The following is a 26,200-nucleotide window of genomic DNA, read 5'->3' as shown; positions in this document are numbered from 1 at the left end:
AAGGGCATGTCTGAAAGGGCCTGTTGGAAGGGGCATGTTCGAGAGGACATGCCCCTTGTGCCATGTGGGGCGGGCGGTAGAACTAGCTCCAGGCAGGGGGCACGGGGACATGTCGTGAAGGGCATGCCCGCTGGGGCGCGTCAGGCCGCCCACACCACGTCGGCCGCGCCGATCGTGAAGTCGAGCTCGGTGTAGAACGTCGCCAGCGCCGGCACCCGGGCGCGCTCCGCGTCGCCCCCGCTGGTGCGCAGGCCGAGCTCCGCCAGCAGGCCGGAGCGGCGCAAGATCTGGAGCTGCAGCGCCCCGGGCAGCTGGGCCGCCACGCGCGGGGTGCCGGCGCGGGTGCACGGGGCCTCGACGATCGCCTGGTAGCAGGCGCGATCGCAGGCGGCGGCGTCGCGGTACTGCTTGAGGAACACCATACGCAGGCCACCTGTCCGAAGGGTCATGGTGATGGCGCGCAGCAGGCAGAGCTGGCCGGCCAGGTCGACGCCGCGGCTGGCCAGCCAGGAGGGGTCGAAGCCGGAGCGCAGGGCGTCGGCGAGCGAGCGGACGCGGCTCCTGGCGCTGTCGTCGAGGCGGGCGTCGATCAGCCGCTCCTCGCGCCAGGCGTCGCCGCGGCCGCTCGCGGGCGGCATCCAGGCATCGACGCGCAGCTCGACGGCGCCGGTGGGCGCGCCGGGGAAGCCGAGCGTCGCCTGGCCTTTGGGGAAGCCGAGGACCTCGCGCCCACCGAGCAGCGCCGCGCCGAGGTCGACCCAGAGGTACGGCATGTAGACGGCGACGCCGACGGGCGTCAGCTTGCCGGCCCGGCGCTCGCACACGGCGACGGGGACGAGGAAGCCGAAGTCGCGCTCGGGGACCACGCCGGGCGCGTCGACGGCCGACAGCGCGTGGTTGTGCTGGGCGTAGAACACCACCGAGGGGCCGAGCGGGAGGTAGCAGCGCTCGGGGTTGAGGCCGAGGTGACGCTGGCACAGGTCGGCGAGGCGCTCGGGTTCGGCGGCGAGGACCGAGGCGTACATCGCGGTGGCCCGCGCCTCGTACGGCGGCGAGGTCGACTCGTTGAGCGCCCGCTGGATGTAGCGCGGCCGCTCGCGCGCGGGCGTGCGCAGGGCCGGGTGGCGCGCGGCCAGCCAGTCGTCGTGCAGGGCGATGGCCTCGCCGCTGATGACCTGGGCCGCGCGAATGCCCGACATCGTCGCGCCCTCGACGCAGCCGAGGTTCATCGGGTTGAGGGTCCAGTCGCCGCACAGGACCAGGTTGTCGTAGCCGGAGGCGCCGGCGTCGAGGCGATGGAGGGTGCTGCCGCGGATCGATCGCACGTAGCGGTCGGACGGATTGAGGCACGGGCTGACGTGCTGCCAGTCGAGCGGATCGGCGCCGGCGTCGGTGGTGACGAGGCAGCGGTGATCGAGGCCGCCGCCGGGCTTCTGCGCGGCCGGCCACAGGTGCGCGCTGTTGGTGCGCAGGTGCTGCGCGAGCAGGGTCCGGATCCGCGCGGTCTGGCGTGCGCAATAACCTTCGGCGTCCTCGCGGCGGACCGGCGGCGTCTCGTCGTCGTCCATCGCCGCGGTGAGGTAGGCGCAGCTGGCCGTAGGGACATGTCCCGGAAAGCTCTCGCGCGGCAGGAGGTGGCTCATGTCGGCCCAGGTGTCGAGCGGCATGGCGTGGGGGATCATCACCGGCGGCGGCAAGCGCCAGCCGGTCGAGGCCAGGTCGCCGCGGAACCACAGCTGCGCCGACGCGGTGTGGGTGGTCTTGACGGCGCGCACCATCGCGGCGAAGCGCGGGTTGTTCGGGTCGGCGATCATCTCGGCGCACAGGGCCGGCACCGCGCCGAGGCCGATGCCGAGCAGCACGCGGTCGAAATCGCGGCCGGCCGCGAGCACCAGCGGTTCCTGCGAGTCGGGCCACTGCGTGCCCCAGTCCTCGAGGTTCTCGCCGCTCTGCGCCAGCGCGTCGCCGTGCTCGAGCTGGTCGTAGAGCGGCTCGCTCGGCCAGCACGGCAGGCCCTTCACGTCGTAGAGCGGCTCGTAGTCGCGGCCGCCCTTGACGGCGACCTGGCGCCCGAACACGACCTCGTCGATCCGGCTGCGATCGGCCGACAGGCGCAGCGCGTCGGCGCGGTGGAAGAAGCGGAACTTGACGCCGCAAGCGCGCAGCACCAGGTACAGCGGCGCGAACACGACGTCGCCCATGCCGGCCTGCATCTTGTAGAAGAGCGCGCCGCGGTAGGTGTAGAGCATGCGCAGCGTCCAGTGCAGGGCCGTGCCGGCGCCGAGCTCCTGGTCGGCCATGTAGGCCCCGGCGTAGACGCCCGCGACGGTGGAAGCGGCGACGGCCTCGTCGCTGGCGCCGTGGCGGCGCAGCCAGGCGCGGAAGTCCTCGTGGTCGAGGCGGAGCCAGTCGACGGCTGTCTCTTCGACCAGGCGGTCGGCGATCATGCCGCGGATCATCGCCAGGGTGACGTCGACGGCGGTCCAGGCGACGCGCAGGTCGGGCCGGCGAGCGAGCAGCGGCGCGCACAGGCGCCAGGTCCAGCGCGAGAACGCGAGCAGGCGGCCGAGCAAGGCCTCGCGCCGCACGACCACGAGGCCGTCGCCGGGGCGCTGGAGGAACTCGCCGAGCTCGCCGAGCAGGCCGGAGACGCCGCGCCGCAGCAGCCGCAGCGCGGCGCGATCGCTGCGAGTGGCGGCGGGGTTCTTGAGCAGTGGTTGCTCGTCGAAAAGATCGAGCAGGAAGGTGAGCATCTTGGGGATCAGCGCCGCCGGGGTCGGGGTGGCGGCGCCGAGGCCCGGGCGCTCGTGATTGCGCGGGAACAGCAGCGGCTGGTGGTGCCACTGCCCGCCGCGCTGCTCCTCGAACACGACCAGCGAGTGGGGATGAAACGCGTCCTCGAGGGTCCGCAGCGGGGCGCCGGCGGGCCGCGCGAGCTCGTCGTAACAGCGGCGCAGGACCGAGAAGGCGTTGTCGTAGAAGCCGTAGAAGAGGTGGAGGCCGTGCTCCTCGATGCGATCGAAGCGCTCCTGATCGCGCCCGCTGGCCCCCTTGCCGCCGAGCCGATGGCCCATCTGATAGACGGTGATGTCGTAGCGCTCGCGCCAGTCGGGACGCGAGGTCAACTCGAAGGCGGTGGTGAGGGCCGCCATGCCACCACCGACGATCACGATCCGCTCGGGCTTATTTATGTGAATAACCATCGCCGGAGTCAGCGGCGCGCCGTGGGCTGGCAGATCAGCGCGGCGAGACGCGAGGAAAGTCCGCTCGCACGGCGCGAACCGGAGCGGCCGGTGTTGCCGCGCACGGAAGCACCGGCAGGGAAGTTTCACCGGTCGATCGAGAGTTCTCGGATTGTCTGCGATCGAGGTGGTCGCCGAGATGCAGGCCGAAGACGAAGGGGCGAGGCTCCTACGCGCCTTCGATCGCGCGGAAGAACGACCGCACGAACGTCAGCTCGCGCGTCGACCAACCGGGTCGGTCGACGGCGGGGCGCTGGCGATGGCCGTGGCGGCCCTCGCACAGCCAACCCAGCTCCGCGTCCTCGGACCAGCGAAAGTGAGGCCGTCGCACGAGCTCACGCGCGAGGGCTGCGGCGTCGGGAGCACCGCCCCAGAAGCCGGCCACGAGCTCCTCGGCGGCCGCCGGGTCGTCGGTGATCGAGCCGCACGCGCCGATCGCCAGGACTCTGCCGCTCATGCCGGCGACGTCGCTCGGCGAGGCGTCGTCGATCCGTTGCACCCGGCGGGTGAGGAGCTCGAGCTCTTCCCAGCGCAACATCGGCATCGATCCATCTCCAGCGTCGGCGCCGAGCAGGAGCGGCGCGCTGCGTCCAGGTCCAGAGAGCACGAACTTCACCGCGCCCGGGTGGTAGCGGACCTCGATCGACCAGCCCGCCGGGAAGCGCAGCACGAGCGCGGCGTCGGGCTCACGCGCGCGGGCCTCGGCGTCGCGGAAGTCGGCCCGAATCGCGTCGGTAAGCTCGGGCCAGAGGTCGCACAGGGGGTCGGCCGCGAGGGCGCGCTCGATCGCCGCTTCGACGCTCCCGGCGGCGCGGATCTGCTGCACGCGGAGCTCGGCGGCCTGCTTCGTCAGGCCGAACAGGTCGAGGTAGAAGGGCGTGCGCTCGATCGGCGTGTCCTGGTCGGGGCCCGGAAAGAGCGCCTGCTGGGCGGCGGGAGACAGACAGAACGAGTAATGGGCGCGCCAGAATTCGGCGTGGTCGAGCAGGTCCGAGGGACGCATCACGCAGACCGAGGATAGGCGAGTCGGGTCGCGGCCGCGAGAGCCGGCTCGCGGACCTGTCCCATCAGTCATGTCCTCACGACGCGAACGCGGGCGCTCACTCGGCCTCGCCGAGGATCTCCTGGACCTTCGCCTGGGCCAGGTAGCCGCGGCGCAGGTCCTCGTCGCGCAGGCCCTCGAGGCGGGCGCGCACGGCAGCAGCGGCGTCGGCGAGCAGGGCCGCCGACTCGGCCGGGCGGACCTCGGCCAGCAGGTGGCCGAGGTGGTGGATCGAAAGCACCCCGTCGATCGGGGCCGCGCCGGCGCGGACCAGCTCGACCGCCTCCTCCTCGAGCGCGCGCGCGGTCGTGAGGTCGCCTGTCTGTTCGGACAGGCGCGAAAGGACATGCAGCGCGCGACAGGTGGCGGTGCGCAGGCCGAGGCCGCGGGCGCGGGCCAGCACGGCTTCGGCGAGGACCCGGGCCTCTTCGAGGTCGGGCGGGCTGCCGTCGACGAGGGCGCGGGCCAGGCGGGCGCGGGCCCGCAGCTCGGTGCGGGCGTCGCCGCGGGCGGCGGCCATGTCGGCGGCGTGCAGCAGCAGCGCGCGCGCGGCCTGGACGTCGCCGTGCTCGGCCGAGACCTCGCCGAGGTTGACGACGACCTCGAGCAGCAGGCCGGGGTGACCGATCGCCTCGTGCAGCTCGAGCGCCTTGCGGAGGTAGCGTTCGGCGCGGCGATAGAGGCCGATCGCGGTGTAGACGATGCCGAGGTTGGCCAGCTTGGTGCCGGTCGCCGCCCGGTCGCCGAGGTCGCGGTCGACCTGCAGCGCGGCGCGGAAGTAGTCGACCGCCTCCTGATAGCGGGTGCCGCGGCCGGCGACCTCGCCGAGGCTGTTGAGCGCCTCGCCCTCGAGCCGCAGGAGACCTGTCTTTTGGGCCAGGTGCAGCGTGGCCTCGAAGTTGACCACCGCCTCGGCCAGCCGACCCTGCGCGAGCTGAGCCCGGCCCAACGCGGCGTGGAGGCGGCAGCGCTGGGCGGCGGCCTCGGGCGGGCAGTGGGCCAGGCCGGCGGCGGCGAGGCGCTCGGCCTCCTCGGGCCGGTCGCGCGCCAGCATCAGCGCCGAGCCGAGCTCGCCGACGAGGCCGCGGTGCGGGTCGGCGTCGGGCAGGGCCTCGGTCTGACGGGCCAGGCGCGGGAACAATTGTTGGGCCCGCTGGATGCGCCCACAGTCGAGGTAGAAGCGGAGCAGGCGGCCGAGCGCGAACACCTCGCGCTCGTTGGTGCCGAGCGCGAGCCGCAAGAGCGCCCGAAGATCGGCGCCCTGGGCCCGCCGGCGGCCCCACGCGGCCAGGATCGCCTCGCGCTCGCGCAGCGCGTCCCAGGCCCGCGGATCGGCCTCGGGCCGCATCGAGCGCAGCGCCAGCGACAGGTAGTAGTAGGCCTCGACGTTGCCGGCGACGTCGCGGGCGAACCGGGCCGCGCGCAGGGCCGGCTCGATCGCCGCCTCGGGCCGGCGCGCCTGGGCCCAGTGATCGGCGATCGGGCCGTCGTCGCGCCCGGGCTGGTAGTCGGCGCGGGCCGCCTTGAGCTCGGCGGCCCGCGCGTGCATGCCCTCGCATGTCCCCGAGGACAGGTTGCCGCGGGCGACCTCGTGCAGGCTGAGGGTGGCGAACCGGGCCGCCGCGGGCGTGCCGGCCGGCAGCGGCGGGCGCTCGAGCAGGCCGGCGTCGACCAGCGCGGCCAGAGGTTCGACGAGCTCGGCCTGCGGGCGCTGCAGCAGGGCCGCGAGTTCACCTGTCCGAAAGGTCAGGCCAAGCACGGCCGCGCCGTCGATCAGCGCGCGCGCCTCGGGGTCGAGCGCGTCGAGGCGGGCCAGCAGCGCGTCCTCGACGCTCGGCGGGACCTCGATGCGAGCGCCGCGCTGGTGCACGCGCCACATCCGACCGTCGTCGCCGGGGCCGACCACGCCGCGGCGCAGCAGCTCGGCCAGGGTCTCCTCGATGAACAGCGGGTTGCCGCCGGTGCGCGCGACGATCGCCGCGGCCAGCTCCTCGGCCTCGGCGGGGTCGTCGAAGCGGCGGACCACCAGCTCGCGGCGGGCGTGGTCGTCGAGCTCGCGCAGCTCGATCGCGTGCACGCCCGGCAGCGCCCGCAGCTCGTCGGCGCGCGGGCCGGGGCGGGCGGTGGCGAGGCCCATGAGCGGCAGGCTGTGCGGCTCCTGCAGCCACTCGTGCAGCAGGCCGAGGCTGTGAGCGTCGACGAAGTGGAGGTCCTCGACCACCATCAGCACCGGCCGGCGCTGGGCGAGGGCGCGGATCAGGCGGCGGATCGGTCGCCACAGCCGCTCGCGCCGCGACCGCGGATCGCCGGCGCCGTCGCTGTCCGTTCGGACATGTACGTTGAGACCTGTCCCGGGGGACACGCCGAGCGCGCGCGCGAGCGCCTGCGCCAGCTCGCCGGCGCCGACCACCCGCTCGCTGGCCAGGCGCGACTCGATGTCGGCCGTGGTGGTCTCCGGGCCGGCGTCGAGGAACTGCCGCAGCATCTCCTGGAACACCCCGAACGGGACGTTGCGGCGGCGCCACTGGCCGCGCGCGCGCAGGACCACGCAGCCGCCGCGGGGCAGGGCGGCGAGGAAGCGGTCGAGCAGGGCGCGCTTGCCGATCCCCGGGCCGCCGACGACCAGCACCGTGCGCGCGACCCGGGCCCGGATCGCCTCGGCGAAGCTGTCGCGCAGCAGCTTGAGCTCGAGCTCGCGGCCGTACAGCGGCTGGCGCCCGCCGACGGTCACGAGCCGCGGCGCGACCACCGGCCCGAGCAGCGGCACCGCCTGCGCGAGCGCGCTGGCCCACGGCGGCAGCACGCCGCCGGTGAGGTCGGCGGCGCGACGCGGGCGCACGACCTCGATCGCCCGCGGCGGCCCGAACTGCCACGACCCGGCCAGCCGCGCCGCCAGATCGCCGGCGACCAGCACCGGCCCGTCGAGCACGCCGTCGGCCATCGTCTGCAGGTGACGCCGCAGATCGTGGCCGACCTCGACCGCGGGCATGCCCGAAGGGACATGTCGGATCGGCAAGGGCGCGGCGGCCAGGACCACGCCGATCTGGTGCCCGGGCGCCGCCTCGCTGGCCGCCTCGCGCAGGGCCAGCGCGGCCCGCAGCGCCGCCTCGTCGACGTCGCCGGGATCGAGCACGGCGCCGAACACGAGCAAGAGGCCGCGCGCCCCGAGCTCGCTCACCTGGGCGTCGCGCTTGTAGGCGATGTCGCGGGCCAGCGCGAAGAACCGGGCCGGCTCGAGCGGATCCTCGACGCCGAGCGCCGGCGCCAGCGCGGCCTTGAGCAGCACGACGCGCCGCACCTCGGGCCGCGGCGGCGCGTGCAGCTGCGACTGCGAGCCCTCGAGCTCGCGCGTGACCTCGGCGTCGCCCGAGCCGCGGTCGTACAGTTGCTCTGGCACGCGCGCGGCGACGAAGGCCGACAGCACCTCGTCGTCGACGACCGGATCGGCGCGGTGAAGAAACGCCGCCAGCGCGCTCTGCATGGCGCGCGCGCTGTCCCACCGCTCGGCCGGCTCGCGCGCGAGGGCGCGGTCGACCACCGCGGCCAGCACCTCGGGCACCTCGGGCGCGACGCGGCGCAGCGGCGGCAGCGGGCGCGTGCGGACCTGCTCGAGCGCGGCCATGCGGTCGGCGTCGCGGAACACCAGCTCGCCGGTCAGCAGCTCGTAGAGGACCACGCCGAGCGAGTAGATGTCGGAGCGGGCGTCGAGCGGCCAGCCGTTGGCCTGCTCGGGCGACATGTACGCGATCTTGCCCTGGATCGTGCTGTCCTCGGCGCCGCCGTCGCGGCGCGCCTTGGCGGCGGTGCGAGCGATGCCGAAGTCGAGGATCTTCACCGTGCCGGCGAGGCTCAGCATGATGTTGTGCGGGCTGATGTCGCGGTGGACGATCGCCAGCGGGCGGCCGAAGTCGTCGCGCTTGGCGTGCGCGTAGGCGAGGCCGGCCGCGACCTGGTGGGCGATGTACGCGGCGATGACGATCGGCACCCGCTCGCCGCGCTGGCCGACCAGCCGGACCATGCGCATCAAGTCGACGCCCTCGACCAACTCCATGGCGAGGTAAAAGGCCCCGCCGACGCGGCCGAAGTCGAACACCTGGACGATGTTGGCGTGGTTGAGGCCGAGGGCGACCTCCGCCTCGGCGACGAACATCCGCATGAACTCGGGCTGGTCGGCGACGTCGCTGCGGATCTTCTTGATGACGACGCGCTTCTTCAGGCCCTCGGCGACGCCGGCCTCGGCGAGGAACACGTCGGCCATGCCTCCCTCGCCGATCTGCTCGATCAGCGCGTAGCGGCCGAAGATCTGCGGCGTCATGGGCACGAGCGCGCGCAGTGTAGCAGCCCGCGAGTTTCACCCGCAGCGGCGAGCCCGTGAGACTTGCGGGCCCACCCACCTCCGCGCGCCGGATCACCCCCGCGCGCGGCGGCGGTGCAGGGCGGGCGGACCGCTGTCGGACGTCCGCTCGAAACGCGAAAACGGCCCCGCGGGGGGCCGTCCGTGACCGCTCCGGCCGGGGCCGCGCGGCGGCTCAGAAGGTGACGACGGTGCGGATCGAGTCACCGTGGTGCATCAGGTCGAAGGCGTCGTTGATCTTCTCGACCGGGAGCACGTGGGTGATGAGGTCGTCGATGTTGATCTTCTTGTCCATGTACCAGTCGACGATCTTCGGCACGTCGCGCCGGCCCTTGGCCCCGCCGAACGCCGAGCCCTTCCACACCCGCCCGGTGACCAGCTGGAACGGCCGCGTGCTGATCTCTTCGCCCGCGCCCGCCACGCCGATGATCACCGAGGTGCCCCAGCCCTTGTGACAGCACTCGAGCGCCTGGCGCATGACGTGGACGTTGCCGACGCACTCGAACGAGAAGTCGGCGCCGCCGCCGGTGAGGTTGACGATGTGGGCCACGAGCTCGCCGCCGGGCACCTGGCTGGCGTCGACGAAGTGGGTCATGCCGAACCGCTCGGCGATGTCCTTGCGCGCGGGGTTGAGGTCGACGCCGACGATCATGTTGGCGCCGGCCAGACGCGCGCCCTGGATCACGTTGAGGCCGATGCCGCCGAGGCCGAACACCACGACGTTGTCACCCGGGCGGACCTTGGCGGTGTTGATGACCGCGCCGACGCCGGTCGTCACGCCGCAGCCGATGTAGCAGACCTTGTCGAACGGGGCGTCCTCGCGGATCTTGGCGACCGCGATCTCGGGCAGCACCGTGTAGTTGGCGAACGTCGAGCAGCCCATGTAGTGGAACAGGGGCTTGCCGCCGATCGAGAACCGGCTGGTGCCGTCGGGCATCAGGCCCTGGCCCTGGGTCGACCGGATCGCCTGACACAGATTGGTCCTTTCGGACAGGCAGAACTTGCACTGGCGACACTCGGGCGTGTAGAGCGGGATCGCGTGATCGCCCTTCTTCACGGAGGTCACGCCGGGGCCGACGTCGACCACCACGCCGGCGCCTTCGTGGCCGAGGATGGTCGGGAACAGGCCCTCCGGGTCCTTGCCGGACAGGGTGAAGGCGTCGGTGTGGCACACCCCCGTCGCCTTGATCTCGAGCAAAACTTCGCCGGCGCGTGGTCCTTCGAGATCGACGGTCTCGATCGAGAGGGGCGCGCCGGCCCGGTGAGCGACTGCAGCCTTGACCTTCACCCGCTGACGATTAGCCCGGGCAGACCAGGTTGTCGAGAGGCTCGCAGTCCACGACCCACTGCTCGGGGTCGAGGCAGTCCGCGGAGGGCGCCTGCAGGCACGCGGTGAACCAGGCGCTGGGCTGCAGCTCGCAGCGGAACACGCCCTTCAGCCAGCGGCCGCCCGCGTCGCTCTCGCCCGACGCCTGGCGCAGCGCGACGCCCGGACCGACCACCGCGTAGTCGAGCCGCGCGGTCGCGTCGCTGAACTCGGCGACCGTCTCGATGAGGCCCGGCTCGCCGCGCGCGAGGCTGGTGAACACGCAGAGATCACTGGGGCTGAAGCCCGGCGGCGTCAGGCTCTTGTCGAAGTCGAAGCCGAGGAACGGGAACTCGCACGGCGCCGCCAGCTCGCACTCGAGCAGATGGCGCGGCAGCGGCTCCATCATCCCGCCGCCGCTGCCCTCGCCGGGATCGCCGGTGGCGGAGCTGTCGCCGCCTTCCTGGACGTAGTCGCCGGCGGTGGCCTCCGCGCAGGCAGGTACGAGCGCGAGGAGCGTGACGAGGAGTCGGGCGTGGCGAGCCATGACGAGGGCTGACGATGCACGTCACGGGCGCGCCGAACGGCTGGGAAAAATCCAACGATCTCGGCGTTATGAAGATATTCACCGCGGCGAGCGGCCCGCCGTTGGGACATCCCTGTCAGGGGGCCGGACACGCGCTCGCAACGCGGATCCGGGCGCGTCGCGGAGCCGCCCGTTCGCGCGAAGCCTGCGAGCCTGCCAAAGCTCGCCCGCGGCCGCGTGCAAAAGAAGGCGCCCTCGCAGCGACCTCTCCTTGTGTTCACGCCGCGACCTGTCCCTCCCGTCGACCTCGGCCTCGCCAGCGCGGGCCCTTACTTCCTCGCCGGCGAGCTGCCGCCCGCGCCGCGCCTGGCGATCGTCGGCAGCCGCGCCGCGCGGCGTGATCGCCTCGCGTTGCTCGAGCCGACGATCGCCGCCATGCGGGCCGCCGGCCTCGCCCTGGTCTCCGGCGGCGCCATCGGCGTCGACATCGCGGCCCACCGCGCGGCGCTGGCGGCCGGCGTGCCGCAGCTGGCGGTCCTGCCGTGCGGCGCCGATCGGCCCTATCCCTCGCAACATGTCCCCTGGTACAGGTCGATCGCCGGGGCCGCGGGCTCGGGCCTGCTGTTCTGTCACCCGCCCGGCACCGAGTTCTGCCGGCCGATGTTCGCCAGTCGCAACGCCGTCGTCGTCGAGCTCGCCGCGGCGGTGCTGGTGGTCGAGGCCGCCGCGCGCTCGGGCAGCCACGGCACCGGGCTGTGCGCCCTGAAGCGCAAGCGTCGGCTCGCGGTCGTGCTCGGCAGCCCTGGCTGCGCCGATCTGGTGGCTCGCGGCGCCACGGGCTTGCCGGGCGAGCCGGACGCGTTCGCCCCGGCGTTCACGCGCTGGCTCGCCGGCGAGGCCGCGTCGGTGCGGCGCTTCCCGCCCGAGCTCGCCTGGCTCGATGCGGCGCTCGCAGCGGCCGGACCGCACGGCCTGGGCCTCGACGCCATCCCCGATCCACTGACGCGCCTGGTCGATCTGCTGACGGCCCAGCGCCTCGGGCTCGTCGTCGAATCGCCGCCCGGTCGCTACCGCCGCGTCGGCTGACCGACCCGGGCGGGCGGCCCCGATCGGCCCCCGCGCCCCGCCAACGCCGTCCTGCGTGAAGTCCTCCGCGCGCCGCGGCGAGCCGCTATCCTGCCGCTCATGTCCGAGACGTCCCTCGTCCCGCCGTCGCCTTCGTTCGCCGCCGGCGCCCTCGTGTCGTCGCGCGCCGCCTACGACGAGCTCTACCGCCGCAGCGTCGACGACCCGGCCGGCTTCTGGGGCGAGCAGGCGGCGCGGATCGCCTGGCATCGGCCCTACGACGCGGTCTGCGAGGCCGATCCGCGGCCCGGCGAGATCGCGTGGTTCACCGGCGGCCAGCTCAACGTCAGCTACAACTGCGTCGATCGCCACGCCGCGGTCACGCCCGATCGGCCGGCGATCCTGTGGGCCCGCAACGAGCCCGGCGAGTACGAGACGATCACCTTCCGAGACCTGCAGGAGCGCGTCGGTCGGTTCGCCAACGTGCTGCGGGCCCACGGCGTCAAGAAGGGCGATCGGGTCTGCATCTACTTGCCGATGATCCCCGAGATCGCGTGCGCCATGCTGGCCTGCGCCCGGATCGGCGCCGTGCACTCGGTGGTGTTCGCCGGCTTCAGCGCCGAGGCCCTGCGCGAGCGGATCCTCGACGCCGAGTGCGCCGTCGTCATCACCGCCGACGAGGGCCTGCGCGGGCCCAAGCGGGTGCCGCTCAAGCCGGTCGTCGACGCCGCGGTCGCCGGGCTCGACAGCGTGCGCACCGTGCTGGTCGCCAGGCGCACCGGCGCCGAGGTGGCGATGACGCCGGGGCGCGACCTGTGGCTCGCCGACGAGCTGGCCCGTCAGCGCGCGACCTGCCCGATCGAGTGGGTCGACAGCGAGGATCCGCTGTTCGTCCTCTACACCTCGGGCTCGACCGGCAAGCCCAAGGGCGTGCTCCACACCACCGGCGGCTACCTCGTCTACGCCGCCACCACCCACCGCTACGTGTTCGACGCGCGCGAGGGCGACATCCACTTCTGCGCCGCCGATGCCGGCTGGATCACCGGCCACAGCTACATCGTCTACGGCCCGCTGGCCAACGGCGTCACCACCGTGATGTTCGAGTCGATCCCGACCTATCCGGACGCCGGGCGCTACTGGCAGGTCGTCGACGACCTGCGCGCGACCATCGTCTACACCGCGCCCACGGCCCTGCGGGCGCTGCTGCGCGAGGGCGACGAGCCTGTCCGAAAGTACAGGCGCGACAGCGTCCGCGTGCTCGGCACCGTCGGCGAGCCGATCAACCCCGACGTGTGGCGCTGGTACTTCGAGGTCGTCGGCGACGGCCGCTGCCCGGTCGTCGACACCTGGTGGCAGACCGAGACCGGCGGGGTGCTGATCGCCCCGCTGCCCGGCGCGATCGCCTGCAAGCCGGGCTCGGCGACGCTGCCGTTCTTCGGCGTGCGCCCGCTGCTGCTCGACGACGACGGCAACCTCCTCGAGGGCAACGACGTCGCCGGCAACCTGTGCCTGGCCGGCAGCTGGCCCGGGCAGGCGCGCACGATCTACGGCGACCACGCGCGCTTCCTCGCCAACTACTTCGCGCGCTTCCCCGGCTACTACTTCACCGGCGACGGCTGCCGCCGCGACGGCGACGGCTACTACTGGATCACCGGCCGCGTCGACGACGTGCTCAACGTCGCCGGCCACCGCCTCGGCACCGCCGAGATCGAGAGCGCGCTCGTCGGTCACCCGGCGGTGGTCGAGGCCGCGGTGGTGGGCTTCCCGCACGACCTGAAGGGGCAGGGGATCTGCGCCTACGTCATCACCCGCCCGGAGTTCGACGGCGCCGACCCTGACAAGCTGATCGCCGGGCTCAAGGAACAGGTCCGAAAGGTCATCAGCCCGATCGCCACGCCCGACCGGATCTTGCAGGTCCGCGGGCTGCCGAAGACGCGGTCGGGCAAGATCATGCGCCGGATCTTGCGCAAGATCGCGGGCGGCGAGTTCGACCCGGGCGGGTTCGGCGACATCAGCACGCTGGCCGAGCCGGCGGTGGTCGACGAGATCGTCGGACTCGCCCGCAAGGCCTGACGGTCGGGCGCGCGCGCCTCGCCGGCCGCGCGCCACGGCCTGCTCGCGCACTGGTGCGCGGACTGTGGCAACCGGGGAAAAACTCCCGCATCATGGCCCGCCCATGCTCGCCGTCACAGCCGCCCGCCACGCCTGGCTCGCGCTCGCGCTCGCCCTGGCCCCGGGACCGGCCGCTCCTGCCACCGCTCCGACCCCGCCCGCCGCCGCGCCGCAGGCCTCGCTGTTCAAGCCCGGCGTCCGCGACGCTGCCCACCCGGGGCGATGGGTCCGCGAGTTCGAGCGCCGCAAGGCGCTGCTCCGCAACGAGACCGGGCCCGCGGCCGTGCTCGCGCTGCTCGGTCTGGTCTACGATCTCCACGGCGAGGTCCCGCGCGACGAGCTGCTGGCCTTCGTCGACGGCGCGCGCAAGCACCGGGAGCCGCTGGTCGCCAGCTACGCCGGCTACGTGCGCGGGCAGCTGCTCGAGCACGAGGGGCAGGGGCAGGGCCAGGACGCCGAGGCGGCCTTCCGCGCCGAGGGCTACCTGCTCGACTGGCAGATCGTCGGTCCGTTCGACAACAGCGGCCGCGGCGGCCACGACCAGGTGTTCGAGCCGGAGACGGCGCCGTTTTCGGCCGGCCAGACCTTCGTCGGCAAGCTGCCGGGCGAGCCGTTGCCGTGGCGCGCGTTCGTGCACGCCAAGGCGCCGCGCAACGGCTTCGTCAACCTGGGCGATCTCCTCCAGCCGGACTCGGACGTCACCGGCTACGCGACCCTGTGGATCCGCAGCGAGCGGGCCGCCGACGCCGCCCTACACCTGGGCGCCGCCGGGGCCTACAAGATCTGGCTCGACGGCGTCCCGGTCGGTCAGGCCGACAGCTACCACTCGCCGAACGCGCTCCAGGACGCCCACCCGCTGCGCCTGCAGGCCGGGTGGAACCGCCTGCTGATCAAGCTCGGCGCCGACGAGGGCCTCTGGGGTTTCTACGCCCGGATCAGCGCGCCGTCGGGCGCCCCGCTGGCCGGCCTCGAGGTCCGCGGCAGCGCCCCGGATCCGGTTCAACCATCGGGTGAACCGCCGGCACCCAAGGCCGCGAAATCCGCCGCAAAACAGCTCGCCAAGCTGAAGCCGGTCCGGAGCCTGCGCGGGCTGCTCGAGGCGCGCGCTCAGGGCTCGAAGCCGCGGCCTGCCGACCGGCTCGCGCTGGTCGAGTTCTACCGCTGGACCGCGCCGTTCGCCCCCGAGGATCGCACCGCGGTCGACCGCGCACGCGAGGCCGACGACGCGCTGAAGAGCGCCCGCAGCGCCCAGTTGCTGTCGATCCTCGACCCTGACCAGAATTCGAGCCGGACCGCGCTGCTGGCCGGCATCGAGCGCGCGCGCAAGGAGGGCAAGGCGAGCGCGCCGCTGCTGGCGTCGATGCTGGCCGACCTGAGCCTGCGCTACCAGAGCCTCGGGCTCGAGGAGCGCGGCCGGACCCTGCTCGACGAGGCCTTCACGACCACGCCCGACGATGTCCTGATCGAGCTGACCCTGGCGACGCGGCTGGCGACCGACGGCTTCCCGCTGGCGGCGCTCGAATGGGTCGAGGCCATGCTCAAGCGCTACCCCGGGTCGGCGCTGCTGCTGCGCGACAAGGCCGACCGCCTGCTCGACCTCGGGCGGACCGAGCCGGCGCTGGCGCTGCTCGAGCAGCTCGCCGGGGAGCGGCCGACCGACGGCGGGCTGGCGCGGCAGATCGCCGACGGCAAGCTGCGGCTCGGCAAGCCGGACGCGGCCGCCGAGGTCGGCCGCCGACGCGCGGCCGCCGTGCCCGGCTTGCCGGAGGCGTTCCGCGAGGTCGCCCGGCTCGAGGAGGCGCGCGGCGATCTGGCCAAGGCGCGCGCGGCCCTGCAGGCGGCCGTCGACCTCGCGCCGCAGGACGCCGACATCCACACCGCGCTGGCCCGCCTGGCCGCGCGCGACGGCGACGGTCCGGCGGCGATCCGCAGCGTGCGGCGCTCACTGGCCCTGCGGCCACAGCAGCCCGAGCTGCGCGACTACCTGGCGACCCTCGACGCGACCCAAAAAGACGACCTGCTGTCGCGCTACCCGGTCGACTTCGAGGTCCTTGCCAAGAAGCCGACCCCGAAGTCGTGGGCTGGCAAGGACGCCGGGGTCCTGCTCCACCGCACGGTGGTGCGCGTGCTGCCGAACGGCCTGACCGAGCGGCTCGAGCACCGCGTCGTGCGCGTCCTCGACGACCGCGGGATCCGCAGCCAGGCCGTGCAGGGCATGGTCTACGACCCCGAAGAGGCCTACGTCGAGGTTCGCCGCGCGCGCGTGCGGCGGGCTGACGGGCGCATCGAGGAGATCGGCGATCCGACGGTGGTCTCGCTGACCGACGCCGGCTACCGCATGTTCTACGACCAGCGGCAGCAGCGGGTGAACTTCGGCGGCCTGCGCGTCGGCGACGTGCTCGAGGTCGCGTTCGTGCGCCGCGACACCGCGCTCCACAACAAGTTCGACGACTACTTCGGCGAGATGGTCCCGCTCGAGGGGTTCGAGCCGCAGCTGCTGCGCGAGTACGTGCTCGAGGCGCCGTCGTCGCGGAAGCTCTACTTCAACCAGCCGGTCGCGCAGGAGCCCGGGCCCGGCGAGGGCACCGTGCGCTACCGCGTGAGCATGGGCGAGCGCCGCGGGATCAAGCCCGAGAGCGGGATGCCGGGCTGGACCGAGCTGGTCAAGTACCTCCACGTCAGCACCTACAGCGACTGGGACGCGGTCGGCCGCTGGTACTGGAACCTCGTCAAGGAGCAGCTGGTCGTCGACGCCAAGATCAAGGCGGCCGTCCAGGAGGTCCTGAAGAGCCTGCCCAAAGGGGCAGGGGAGCGCGACAAGGTGCGCGCGCTCTACAAGCACGTCATCACCTCGACCCGCTACGTCGGGCTCGAGTTCGGCATCCACGGCTTCAAGCCCTACCGCACCACCGACGTGTACGACCGCCGCTTCGGCGACTGCAAGGACAAGGCGAGCCTGCTCAAGGTCATGCTCGCCGAGGCCGGCATCGCCTCGCACCTGGTGCTGGTGCGCACGCGCGACCAGGGCACGCTCGGGGCCACGCCGGCCAGCCTGTCGGCTTTCAACCACGCGATCACCTACGTGCCGAGCCTCGACCTCTACCTCGACGGCACCGCCGAGTTCTCGGGGCCCGAGGAGCTGCCGACCGGCGACCAGGGCGCGACGGTGCTCATCGTGCGCGACGGCAAGGGCGCCGAGTTCAAGACCATCCCGGTCAGCGCCAGCGGCGACAACAAGCAGCTCGTCCACCAGACCGTCGAGCTCAAGGCCGACGGCAGCGCCGACGTGAAGCACCAGTTCACCGTCACCGGCGCCTCGGCGGCCTCGTGGCGCAGCGCGCTGCAGGCGGCCGAGAACCGCAGGGAGCGGCTGACGCAGGTGTGGGGTGGTCAGTTCCCCGGGCTCGAGATCCGCGAGCTCGCGGTCCCGGGCATCGACGACGTGCTGCACCCGGTCCAGATCCAGAGCGCCTGGAGCGTGCCCGCGTGGGCCCAGCGCCAGGGCGACGTGCTGCGCTTCAACGTGCTCGGCCACCGCACCGGGCTGCAGCGCGGCCTCGCCAGCCAAGCCACGCGCGAGCACGACCTGGTGATGGCGGCCCCGGCCACCGAGGTCAACGTCATCGAGGTCACCGCGCCGAAGGGCTACACCTTTGGTTCATCGCCGGCGGGCAAGTCGTTCGAGACCCCGTTCGCCCGCTTCTCCCTCGACGTCGCCGGCCGCGGCGACCGCGTCGAGGTCCGCACCGAGCTCGAGTACCGCACCCACCGCTTCAAGGCCGCCGACTACCGCGCCCTGCGCGAGTTCCTCGGCCAGGTCGACGGCGCCCTCGAGCAGGCGTTCGAGCTCCGCCCCGAGCCGCGGGGGGCGAACTGACATGTCCCGGAGCACCTTGCCCTTGCACCCTGTTCGTTCGCGCATGTCCCTTCGTACAGCTGTTTTCTCGGCCCTGGCGCTGCTCGCCGCCGCCCCGGCCTGCAAGCCGCGCGAGGCGACGCAGGAGCCGCACACCGAGGACAGCGCGCGCGCCCGCCTCAAGGCGCTCGAGGCCCGCCTCAAGTCGCACCCCGACGACGACGCGGCCTGGCGCGAGGCGGCCCACCTGCACTGGCTGTTCCTCAAGCAGCCCGCCAAGGCGCGGCCGATCCTCGACCGCCTGGCCGGCAAGGGCGACATGGTCGCGCAGGCCTCGCGCATGATCTTCGCCGACGCCCGCCTCGACCTCAAGACGACCCGCAGCATGGCCCAGGCGCTGATCGTCGGCGCCACCAAGCCCGGCGCCGAGCCCGAGGCGCGCCGCGTCCAGACCGGCCTGGCCGAGCTGGCCGCGCGCCTGATCGGCGAGAACCACGGCGAGCTGCCCGACGACGACGAGGACTTCGTCCGCTTCTACGACAAGCTGGCGCGCGACCGCCTGCCGGTCGAGGTGGTCCAGCCGCTCGTCAGCTTGCGGGCCCAGATCGCCCGCCGCCTCGACCAGCCGTACCTGCAGTACTACGACGAGCAGGGCTGCGTGCGCGCGTTCACGGTCGGCCCGGTCGAGGGCAGCCTCGAGGCGCTCGAGCTGCGGGCTGCCGCAAAGGACATGTCCTCCGGGACAGACACGTTCAAGGCCGATACGACGGCCGTGCTGACCCCGCTGGCCTGCGCCGTGCGCACGTGGAACATGACGCCCCGCGGCGGGGTCAGGCGCATGCGCACGAGCCTGGCTGTCCCCGGGGACAGCCTCGTCCTCAGTCTGTCGAGCCAGGAGCCGATGCGGGTCTACCTCGACGGCAAGCCGATCTTCCGCAGCGATCGCAGCGACCGCTGGCCGGCGGCGGAGAACCTGCTGCAGCTGAAGGTCGCGCCCGGGCCGCATCGCCTCGAGATCCACACCGCGGCCGCGCGCGAGAAGACCTGGGTGCTGGTGCGGGCCACCGACGCCGCCGGCAAGCCGATCCAGGCCAAGGCCGACGGCCCGGCGGCGACGACCCCGTTCGCGGGCGAGCCGCTGCGCATCGGTCACCACGACCTGCTCGCCGATCGCGGGCCGCTGGCCGGGCCGAGCTACCTGCCGCTGCGCGCCTACCTGGCGGCCGCCGACGCGCTGGCGGAGGGCGACTCCGACGCCGCCGAGCGCTTCACCGGCAACCTGCAGGCCTACGGGCCCGATTTCCCCGAGGGCCAGGTGCTGGTCGCGGCGTTCGAGATCGCCGATCCGTCGCGCGAGCGCACCGCCTCGACGTCGCGCCAGCGCGAGGCGATCGAGGAGGCGGTCCGGCTCGCGCCCGACCTCGATCGCGCGCGCGTGCGCCTGCTCGAGCTCGACCTCGAGAAGAACGAGGTCAGCGAGGTCGAGGCGGCCCTTGCCGCGCTGCCCGCCAAGGCGCTGCGCCACGTGCCGGGCGAGCTGGTCCGCTTCGCCACCTACCTCGCCCGCGGCAACGAGCCGCTGGCCGAGGCCGCGCTGGCGCGGGCCGCCGCGATCCACCCGCGCGCGTGCGCCGTGCTCAAGGCCCAGCGCACCCTGGCGCAGCGGCGCAGCGAGGTCGCCCGCGAGGACGCGCTGGCGATCGAGCTCGAGCGCTGCGCTGGCACCACCGGCTCGCGCGCGGCCCTGGCGTTCCGCCGCGGCCGCAACGCCGACGCGCGGGCGCTGCTGCTCAAGCTGCTCGAGCGCACCCCCGACGATCTCGATGTCATCGAGCAGCTGGCCGAGCTCGAGATCTCGGAGGGCGACTACCCGGCCGCGATCGCGTGGCGCAAGAAGATCCTCGCGCTGCGGCCGTTCGGCGCGCGCACGCTGGTCGCCACCGCCGACCTGCAGGCCCGCGCCGGCGACCCGGCGGCCGCGCGCGCGAGCGTGCAGGCGGCCCTCACCAAGGCCCCGCAGAGCTCGGCCCTGCACACGATCGCCGCCGGCCTCGGGATCCCCGACGACCTGCAGAAGCTGCGCGTCGACGGAGCCCCGCTGGTCGCGGCCTACCGCGCCAGTAACTTCGCGGTCGCGGCCCCGGCCGGCGCCCCGGCGGCCCCGCGCCCCGGCGACTACGAGGGCGCGAGCGAGGTGCTGGTGCTCGATCGCAGCGCGATCCGGGTCTACGACGACGGCAGCCAGCGCCAGCTCGTCCACACCATCATCGAGCTGCGCAGCAAAGAGGCGATCGATCGCTACGGCGAGATCACGCCGCCCGACGGCGCTCGCGTGCTGACGCTGCACACCATCAAGGCCGACGGCGCCGTGTTCGAGCCGGAGTCGATCCCGGAGAAGAGCGGCCTCAGCCTGCGCGGGCTGCAGATCGGCGACTGCGTCGAGTACGAGCTGCTGCTCGACCGCGAGCCGCTGGGCCTGTTGCCCGGCTACATCGACCTCACCACGTTCCGCTTCCAGTCGGCCGAGACCCCGTTCCACGTGTCGGAGCTGCTGGTCGCGCACCCCAAGTCGGTGGCGATCAAGGTCGACCGCCGCGTCGGCGCCCCGGCCACCGTCGAGGGCTCGCTGGCCGGCACCGACCTGGTCTTGAAGACCTGGAAGGTCGAGCGCTCGCAGCGGATCGGCGTCGAGCCGCAGATGCGCCACATCCTCGACGAGGTCCCGTCGGTGCGGGTCTACACCGCGGTCGATCCCAACAAGTGGCTGGCCAGCCTCGGCCTGCGCATCTACACCGGCCAGCGCGCCAACCCCGAGCTGCGGACGCTGGCCGTCAACCTGACGCGCAACGCCAGCACCCCGCAGGCCAAGCTGCTGGCGCTGCGGGCGTGGGTGGTCGAGGAGGTCGAGGAGTCCGGCGACATCACGACGCCGGCCACCGCGACGCTGTCGGCCCGCCGCGGCAACCGGCAGACGCTGCTCAAGGCCTTGCTGCGCGAGGTGGGCGTGCGCAGTGAGCTCTGGCTGGCGCGCGACAACTTCTCGCTCAAGCCGCTGCCTGGCGGCAGCCCGATGCTCGAGACCTACGAGGTGCCGATCCTGGCGGTCCACACCGGCGGCAAGGCGCCGACGATGGTGCTCACCACCTCGAAGGTGCTGCCGATCGGCTACCTGATGCCGGGGCTGTCGCAGGCGCAGGGCATGCGCGTGCAGCTCGACGAGGACGAGCCCGCGCCGGGCCCGGTCAAGCTGCCGGCCTCGCCGCCGAGCCTGGCCGACCGCCGCAGCTACGAGCTCGAGCTCGAGCTGGCGCGCGACGGCACTGGCACGCTGCGCGGCACGATCGAGCTCCAGGGCATGGAGGCGGCCGCCTGGCGCGAGGGCCTGCGCACGCTCGACGCCGACCGCATCAACGAGGGCTTCGAGCGCGCCGAGCTCGGCGCGATCCTGGTCGGCTCCGGCGCCGAGCTGGTCGACCTCGACATCGAGCACAAGCTCGACCTGCCGAAGCCGCTGCGGCTGCGCTTCACCGCCAAGGTCCGCGGCGCGATCGTCCAGCAGGGCGGCGAGCTGCTGATGCGCGCCAACTCGGTGCCGATGAACATGGGCCTCAACTACGCCTCGCTGCCGCAGCGCAAGACCGGCTGGGCGATGCCGTACGCGCCGCTGCTCGAGGCCAGCCTGACGATCAAGCTCGACGGCGCCGGCTTCACCGCGCCGCCGACCGAGGAGACGATCGAGGGCCCGTTCGGCACCTACCGCCGCACGGTCAAGCAGGTCGGCCCGGGGCAGATCAAGATGACGACGCGCTCGACCCTGGTGACCGGCACCTACGAGGCCGCGCGCTACCCCGAGATCGTCGACTACACGCGCAAGATCAAGGCCGCCGAGGACCAGGTCATCCGCGCCAAGTGAGGGCAGGGGCCCGTCGGGCCCGTGGCTAGCGAGAGCCCGGCCGGAAGCGGCCGCGGCTCGCGGCTTGCGAGAGCAGGGCCGGGAGCGGCTGTGGCTCGCACGGGGTGAGGGCCAGGCACCGCGCCGCGCTCGGCCGGCTGAAGCCGCGCCCGCGCGCATGTCCTGATGGACATGTCGGGTTCGACATGTCCTGACGCGCATGTCTCTTCGAGCATGCCCCCCGGGACATGCTCGAAGCGCCATCGCACCCGCTACTCGGCGGCCTCGACGTCCTCGATCGGCAGCAGCACCGCGTCGAGGACCTCGCGGATGTGCTTGACGTAGTGGAGGCGCATGTCGGCGCGGGCGGCCTCGGGGATCTCGGGCTCGTCCTTGCGGTTGCGGTCGGGCAGGATGACGTCGCGGATGCCGGCGCGGTGGGCGGCGAGGACCTTCTCGCGGATCCCGCCGACCGGCAGCACCTGGCCGCGCAGCGTGATCTCGCCGGTCATGGCGACGTCGACCCGCGCGGGCCGGCGCGAGAACAGCGACACCAGGGCCGTCGAGATGGCGATGCCGGCCGAGGGGCCGTCCTTGGGCACCGCGCCGGCGGGGAAGTGGATGTGCACGTCGTAGTGCTTCATCAGGTCGCGGACCACCGCGGCGTCGGCCCCGAGCTCGAGGCCGCGGCTGCGCACCAGGCTGAGCGCGGCCTGGGCCGACTCCTTCATCACGTCACCGAGCTTGCCGGTCAGCCGCAGCTGACCTGTCCCTCGGGTCAGCTGCGCCTCGACGAACAGGATCGTCCCGCCGGTCGGCGTCCAGCCGAGGCCGGTGACCAGGCCCGGCGACGGCTCCTTGGCCGCGAGCTCGTCGTAGTAGCGCGGCGGCCCGAGGATCCGCAGCGCCTCGTCGACGCCGACGGTCAGGCCCGGCTGCTTGCCCTCTGCGATCTGCATGGCGACGTCGCGCAGCAGAGAGGCCAGCTCGCGCTCGAGGTTGCGGACCCCGGACTCACGCGTGTACTGCGTCGCCAGCATCAGCAGCACCTCGTCGGGGATTTCGACCGCGATCTTCGACAGGCCGTTCTCCTGGCGCTGCTTCGGCAGCAGGTGGCGGCGGGCGATCTGCAGCTTCTCCTCGATCGTGTAGCCGGTCAGCTGGATGATCTCGAGCCGGTCGCGCAGCACCCCGGGGATCGTGCCGAGGTCGTTGGCGGTGCACAGGAAGATGACCTTCGACAGGTCGTAGTCGAGGCCGAGGTAGTGGTCGTGGAAGTCGACGTTCTGCTCGGGGTCGAGGGCCTCGAGCAGCGCCGAGGCCGGGTCGCCGCGCAGGTTGGCGCCGACCAGCTTGTCGAGCTCGTCGAGGACGATGACCGGGTTCTTGGTGCCGGCGCGCTTCATCGCCTGGATGAACCGGCCCGGCAGCGCGCCGATGTAAGTGCGCCGGTGGCCGCGGATCTCGGCGTCGTCGCGGATGCCGCCGAGCGAGATCCGGACGTAGCGGCGGCCGAGCGCGTCGGCGATGCTGCGCCCGAGCGAGGTCTTGCCGACGCCGGGCGGGCCGACGAGGCAGAGGATCGGGCCGCGCTTGTCGGGCGCCAGCTTGCGCACGCACAGGTACTCGAGGACCCGCTTCTTGACCTTCTGCAGGCCGTAGTGGTTGTCCTCGAGCAGGGTCCGCGCGGCGCCCATGTCGAGGTTGTCGGCCGTCATCGTCGCCGGGCTCCACGGCAGGTCGGCGAGCCACTCGAGCCAGGTGCGGCAGGTGGTCGCCTCGCTGCTCTGCGGGTTCATCCGCCGCAGCCGCCCGAGCTCGCGGTCGGCCGCGGCGCGCGCGTCGGTCGGCAATTCGGCGGCCTGCAGCCGGCGCTCGAGGTCCTGCAGCGCGCGCTCCTCGGCCTCGCCCTCCGACTCGCCGAGCTCGTGCTGGATCGCCTTGAGCTTGTGGCGCAGCAGCGCGTCGTGCTCGTGCTTCGACAGGTGCTCGCGGACGTAGCGATCGAGGTCGCGCTTGACCTGCAGGACGTTGGTGCGGTGGCTGATGAGCTCGATGACCTTGCGCAGGCGGACGACCACGTCGACCTCCTGCTGCAGCGCCAGCCGCTCGTCGCCGTCGAGCTCGACGTGCGCGGCCGCGAGGTCGGCGATGAGGCTCGGGATGCGCTCGGCGAGGATGGTCGCCTGGGCCTGCGCCCGCGCCTTGGACTTCGAGGCCGTCGGCTGCAGCCCGTCGTGCTGCTTGACCAGGTCCTGCAGCGCGCCGGCCAGCGCGTAGGCCAGGGTCGGCTCGTGGACGATCTCGGCGGCCGGGTCGAACTCGGCGATCTGGTAGTCGCGCTCGGGGTAGATGTCGCTCACGCGCACGCGGCTGAGCCCGCGCAGGGTCACCGAGGTGCGCCCCGGCGTGCCCGCCAGCACCTGCACGACCTCGCAGGCGATGGCCACCGGGTAGAGTTGATCGAGGTCGGGCGTGGCGGCGGAGGTGTCGCGCAGCAGCACGGCGATGACGCGCCCCGCGCCGCCCCGGCCCCGGTCCTGCGCCGCGCGCACCGCCTGCATCGCGGGTGAGCTGCGTCCGAGGTCGACCGGCTGGGTCACGCCGGGCAGGATGATGGCGCCGCGCAGGGGCAGGAGGGGCAGCGGCCCGGTGATCGCGGGAGAGGACATCGGCGGGGAGGTTAGCCGATCTGCGCCGCCTCGCCGCGCCGCTCTGGTAAAAGAGCCGCGTGTCCGCGGGCCCTGCCGCCTCCGAGATCGTGCCGCCCTCGCCCGGGCCCGCGCCGGCCGTGGCCGACCTCGGCGGCGTCGCGGTCGCCGCAGGCGTCGGCCTGACCGCGGGCCTGGCGGTGCCGCTCGCGTGGGGCGCTGTGCCGGCGGTCGTGATCGGCTTCGGCGCGGTCCTGCTGGTCGCGCGGCGCGGCCCGGGGGCCCCCGATCCGGCCGTGATCGCCGGGCTGCCGCGGGCGCGCCGGATCGCGCTGGCGGCCCTGATCCTGGCCCCCGCGATCCCGATCGCCACCGTCGCCGCGCGGGCGATCGCCGGGGTCGTGGTGGCCTATCCGGCGGCGCTGTGGGCGGCCGCGCCGGCGCTGCTGGCCGCGCTGGTCCTGCCGCTCGGCTTCCTGGCCCGAAGGACATGGCTGCAAGGACCTGTCCTTTGCGCCATGGTCTTGGGGACATTCGCCGCCGGGGCCGCGGGCGCCCGCTTCGAGGCCGCCGGGGCCCACGCGCGCGGCGAGACGTGGGGCGGGCCGATCCTCGGCATCCACCCGTTTCAGACCACGGCGATCGTGATCGACGGCTACGGCCCGTTCGACCTGCCGATCAACGATTACGTCGAGCCCGACGGCAGCAAGGGCTACGGCCCGGCGGCGCTGGCCGAGGCGCTGACCCGCGACCTGCAGAAGATCGCCGAGCTGCAGTACGCCGAGCACGGGCCGGCGCGCGCGTACCAGGCGTTCGCCGCGGCGACGGTGACGGCCGAGGAGCTGCCGGAGGCGCGCGAGCGGCTCGACCGGCCGGCGGAGGCGCCGACCGAGCCGCGCCTGCACGTGACCTCGGGCGGGGTCGGCCGCGGATCGCGGGTCGAGTTCGTGTGCCCCGGCGCGCCAAACAACCCGCGCCCGCGCCAGCCCGACCCGGTGATGGAGCGCATGTGCCCCGACAAGTACAGCTCCGAGGCCAGCGCCGGGCTCGGGCTGACCGGGCGCTGGACCGGCTACACCGAGGCGCTCGGCCAGCCGCGGCTGTCGCTGGCGCGCGCGCTCGGGTGGCCGCGCGAGCGGGTCTACGGCGAGCTGCGGGCGTGGGCCTGGATCGCCCTCGGGCTGGTGTTCGTGGCCGCCTGCGGGCCGCGCGGCCAGGCCGCGGCCGGACTGTCGCGCTGGGGCGGGGCGACCGCCGCGATCGCGGCTGTCCTTTCGTTCATGTTCCTCGCGCCAGGTCTCTCGGTACAGGTCGAAGCCTGGTCGCGCCCGGCCGGCTGGGAGGCGCCGCTGGCGCTCGGACCGTGGGTCGCGCTCCTGGCCCTCGGGTCAGGTCACGCCGCGATCGCGGTCGGCCCGGCGCGGGCGTCGGGCGGCTGGCGCGGCCTGGTCGCGCGCGTCCTGCCGATCGCCGCCGGCACCCTCGGGCTCGCCGGCAGCCTGGCGGCCGCGACCTGGTGGACGCCCGAGCTGACGCCGCCGACAGATCCGGCGCACGCGCTGCCGCTGGCGGGGGCGATCGCCGGGCTGGGGGAGGCGCTCCACCGCGGTAGCGGGCTCGGCATCGAAGTCGCCGAGGGGATCGTCGCCGCCTCGGCGTTGGCGCTGCTGGTCGGCCTGCTGGCGGCCTTGCTCGGCCCGGTGGTGCGGTTCGCGGGGTCTGCGCTCGGGCCGCGCAGACCGGTCCTGGCGGCTCGTCTGGCGCTGCTTGCGGTGATCGTCCCGGCGGCGCTGCTCGTGCTGTCGCGCATGTCGGCGGGGGCGGCGGCCCTGCTCGCGCCGGCCGCGGCGATGGCGTGGATGGCCGGCACCGGGCTCGCGCTGGCGGTGCCGGGCAGGCGGCGCTGGCCCGCGATCGCCGAGCACCTGCTGGCGGCCGCGATCGTGGTCGTGGCGGGCCGGCAGGCCCTCGCGGCGCAGGCCAACCGGACCATGTGGATCGCCCTCGGGGTCGGGGTCCTGATCACCCTCGCAGGCCTCGTGCTGGTCCCGCGGGTCCGTTCCGCGTCGGATTCGGCGACCCCTGAGCCCCGGTCATGATCGTGGGGCTTTCCAGGGCAAAATCAGACCGCTATCATCCCCGCGCTTCCCCGAC

The 26,200-nt window shown here is 73.6% G+C and carries 11 protein-coding genes; 5 read left to right on the top strand and 6 right to left on the bottom strand.

Annotation, left to right across the window (positions count from 1 at the left end; genetic code table 11):
- Positions 1-140: 140 nt before the first annotated feature.
- The 5 genes from POL25_RS25165 to POL25_RS25145 all read right to left on the bottom strand — a co-directional run bounded on the left by POL25_RS25165 (position 141) and on the right by POL25_RS25145 (position 10,491).
- Positions 141-3,203: an NAD(P)-binding protein gene (locus POL25_RS25165; RefSeq protein ID WP_272088703.1), complete on the bottom strand. Its 3,063-nt coding sequence runs from the start codon at positions 3,201-3,203 to the stop codon at positions 141-143.
- 208 nt (positions 3,204-3,411) lie between these two features.
- Positions 3,412-4,248: a hypothetical protein gene (locus POL25_RS25160; protein ID WP_272088702.1), complete on the bottom strand. Its 837-nt coding sequence runs from the start codon at positions 4,246-4,248 to the stop codon at positions 3,412-3,414.
- Between the two features lie 94 nt (positions 4,249-4,342).
- Positions 4,343-8,599 (bottom strand): serine/threonine-protein kinase, encoded by a 4,257-nt coding sequence (locus POL25_RS25155; protein ID WP_272088794.1) that lies wholly within the window; start codon positions 8,597-8,599, stop codon positions 4,343-4,345.
- Between the two features lie 214 nt (positions 8,600-8,813).
- The gene (locus POL25_RS25150; protein ID WP_272088701.1) at positions 8,814-9,926 is read right to left on the bottom strand and encodes an S-(hydroxymethyl)glutathione dehydrogenase/class III alcohol dehydrogenase; all 1,113 of its coding nucleotides are present in this window, start codon (positions 9,924-9,926) and stop codon (positions 8,814-8,816) included.
- A gap of 10 nt (positions 9,927-9,936) precedes the next feature.
- The gene (locus POL25_RS25145; protein WP_272088700.1) at positions 9,937-10,491 is read right to left on the bottom strand and encodes a hypothetical protein; all 555 of its coding nucleotides are present in this window, start codon (positions 10,489-10,491) and stop codon (positions 9,937-9,939) included.
- A gap of 252 nt (positions 10,492-10,743) precedes the next feature.
- On the opposite strand from POL25_RS25145, the gene POL25_RS25140 reads away from it, so the two are divergent.
- The 4 genes from POL25_RS25140 to POL25_RS25125 all read left to right on the top strand — a co-directional run bounded on the left by POL25_RS25140 (position 10,744) and on the right by POL25_RS25125 (position 21,416).
- On the top strand, positions 10,744-11,556 hold the full coding sequence (locus POL25_RS25140; protein WP_272088699.1) for a DNA-processing protein DprA: 813 nt from the start codon (positions 10,744-10,746) through the stop codon (positions 11,554-11,556).
- A gap of 99 nt (positions 11,557-11,655) precedes the next feature.
- Positions 11,656-13,608 carry an acetate--CoA ligase gene (acs, locus tag POL25_RS25135; RefSeq protein ID WP_272088698.1) on the top strand — a complete coding sequence of 651 codons (1,953 nt, stop codon included), beginning with the start codon at positions 11,656-11,658 and terminating at the stop codon, positions 13,606-13,608.
- Positions 13,609-13,711: 103 nt separating this feature from the next.
- Positions 13,712-17,524 carry a DUF3857 domain-containing protein gene (locus POL25_RS25130; protein WP_272088697.1) on the top strand — a complete coding sequence of 1,271 codons (3,813 nt, stop codon included), beginning with the start codon at positions 13,712-13,714 and terminating at the stop codon, positions 17,522-17,524.
- Between the two features lie 43 nt (positions 17,525-17,567).
- Complete coding sequence (locus tag POL25_RS25125; RefSeq protein WP_272088696.1) at positions 17,568-21,416, top strand: hypothetical protein; 3,849 nt, start codon at positions 17,568-17,570, stop codon at positions 21,414-21,416.
- Positions 21,417-21,667: 251 nt separating this feature from the next.
- Here POL25_RS25125 and lon read toward each other — a convergent pair whose 3' ends face one another.
- Positions 21,668-24,067, bottom strand: a complete 2,400-nt coding sequence (gene lon, locus POL25_RS25120) for an endopeptidase La (RefSeq protein ID WP_272088695.1) — start codon at positions 24,065-24,067, stop codon at positions 21,668-21,670.
- A gap of 59 nt (positions 24,068-24,126) precedes the next feature.
- Between lon and POL25_RS25115 the strand changes: the two genes are divergently transcribed.
- Positions 24,127-26,145, top strand: a complete 2,019-nt coding sequence (locus POL25_RS25115; RefSeq protein ID WP_272088694.1) for a hypothetical protein — start codon at positions 24,127-24,129, stop codon at positions 26,143-26,145.
- Positions 26,146-26,200: the final 55 nt, after the last annotated feature.

It is taken from the genome of Nannocystis bainbridge, assembly GCF_028368995.1.
Classification (GTDB): Bacteria; Myxococcota_A; Polyangia; order Nannocystales; family Nannocystaceae; genus Nannocystis; species Nannocystis bainbridge.
Note: the sequence above shows the minus strand (reverse complement) of the source record. Positions and strands in the feature narration are given on the sequence as shown.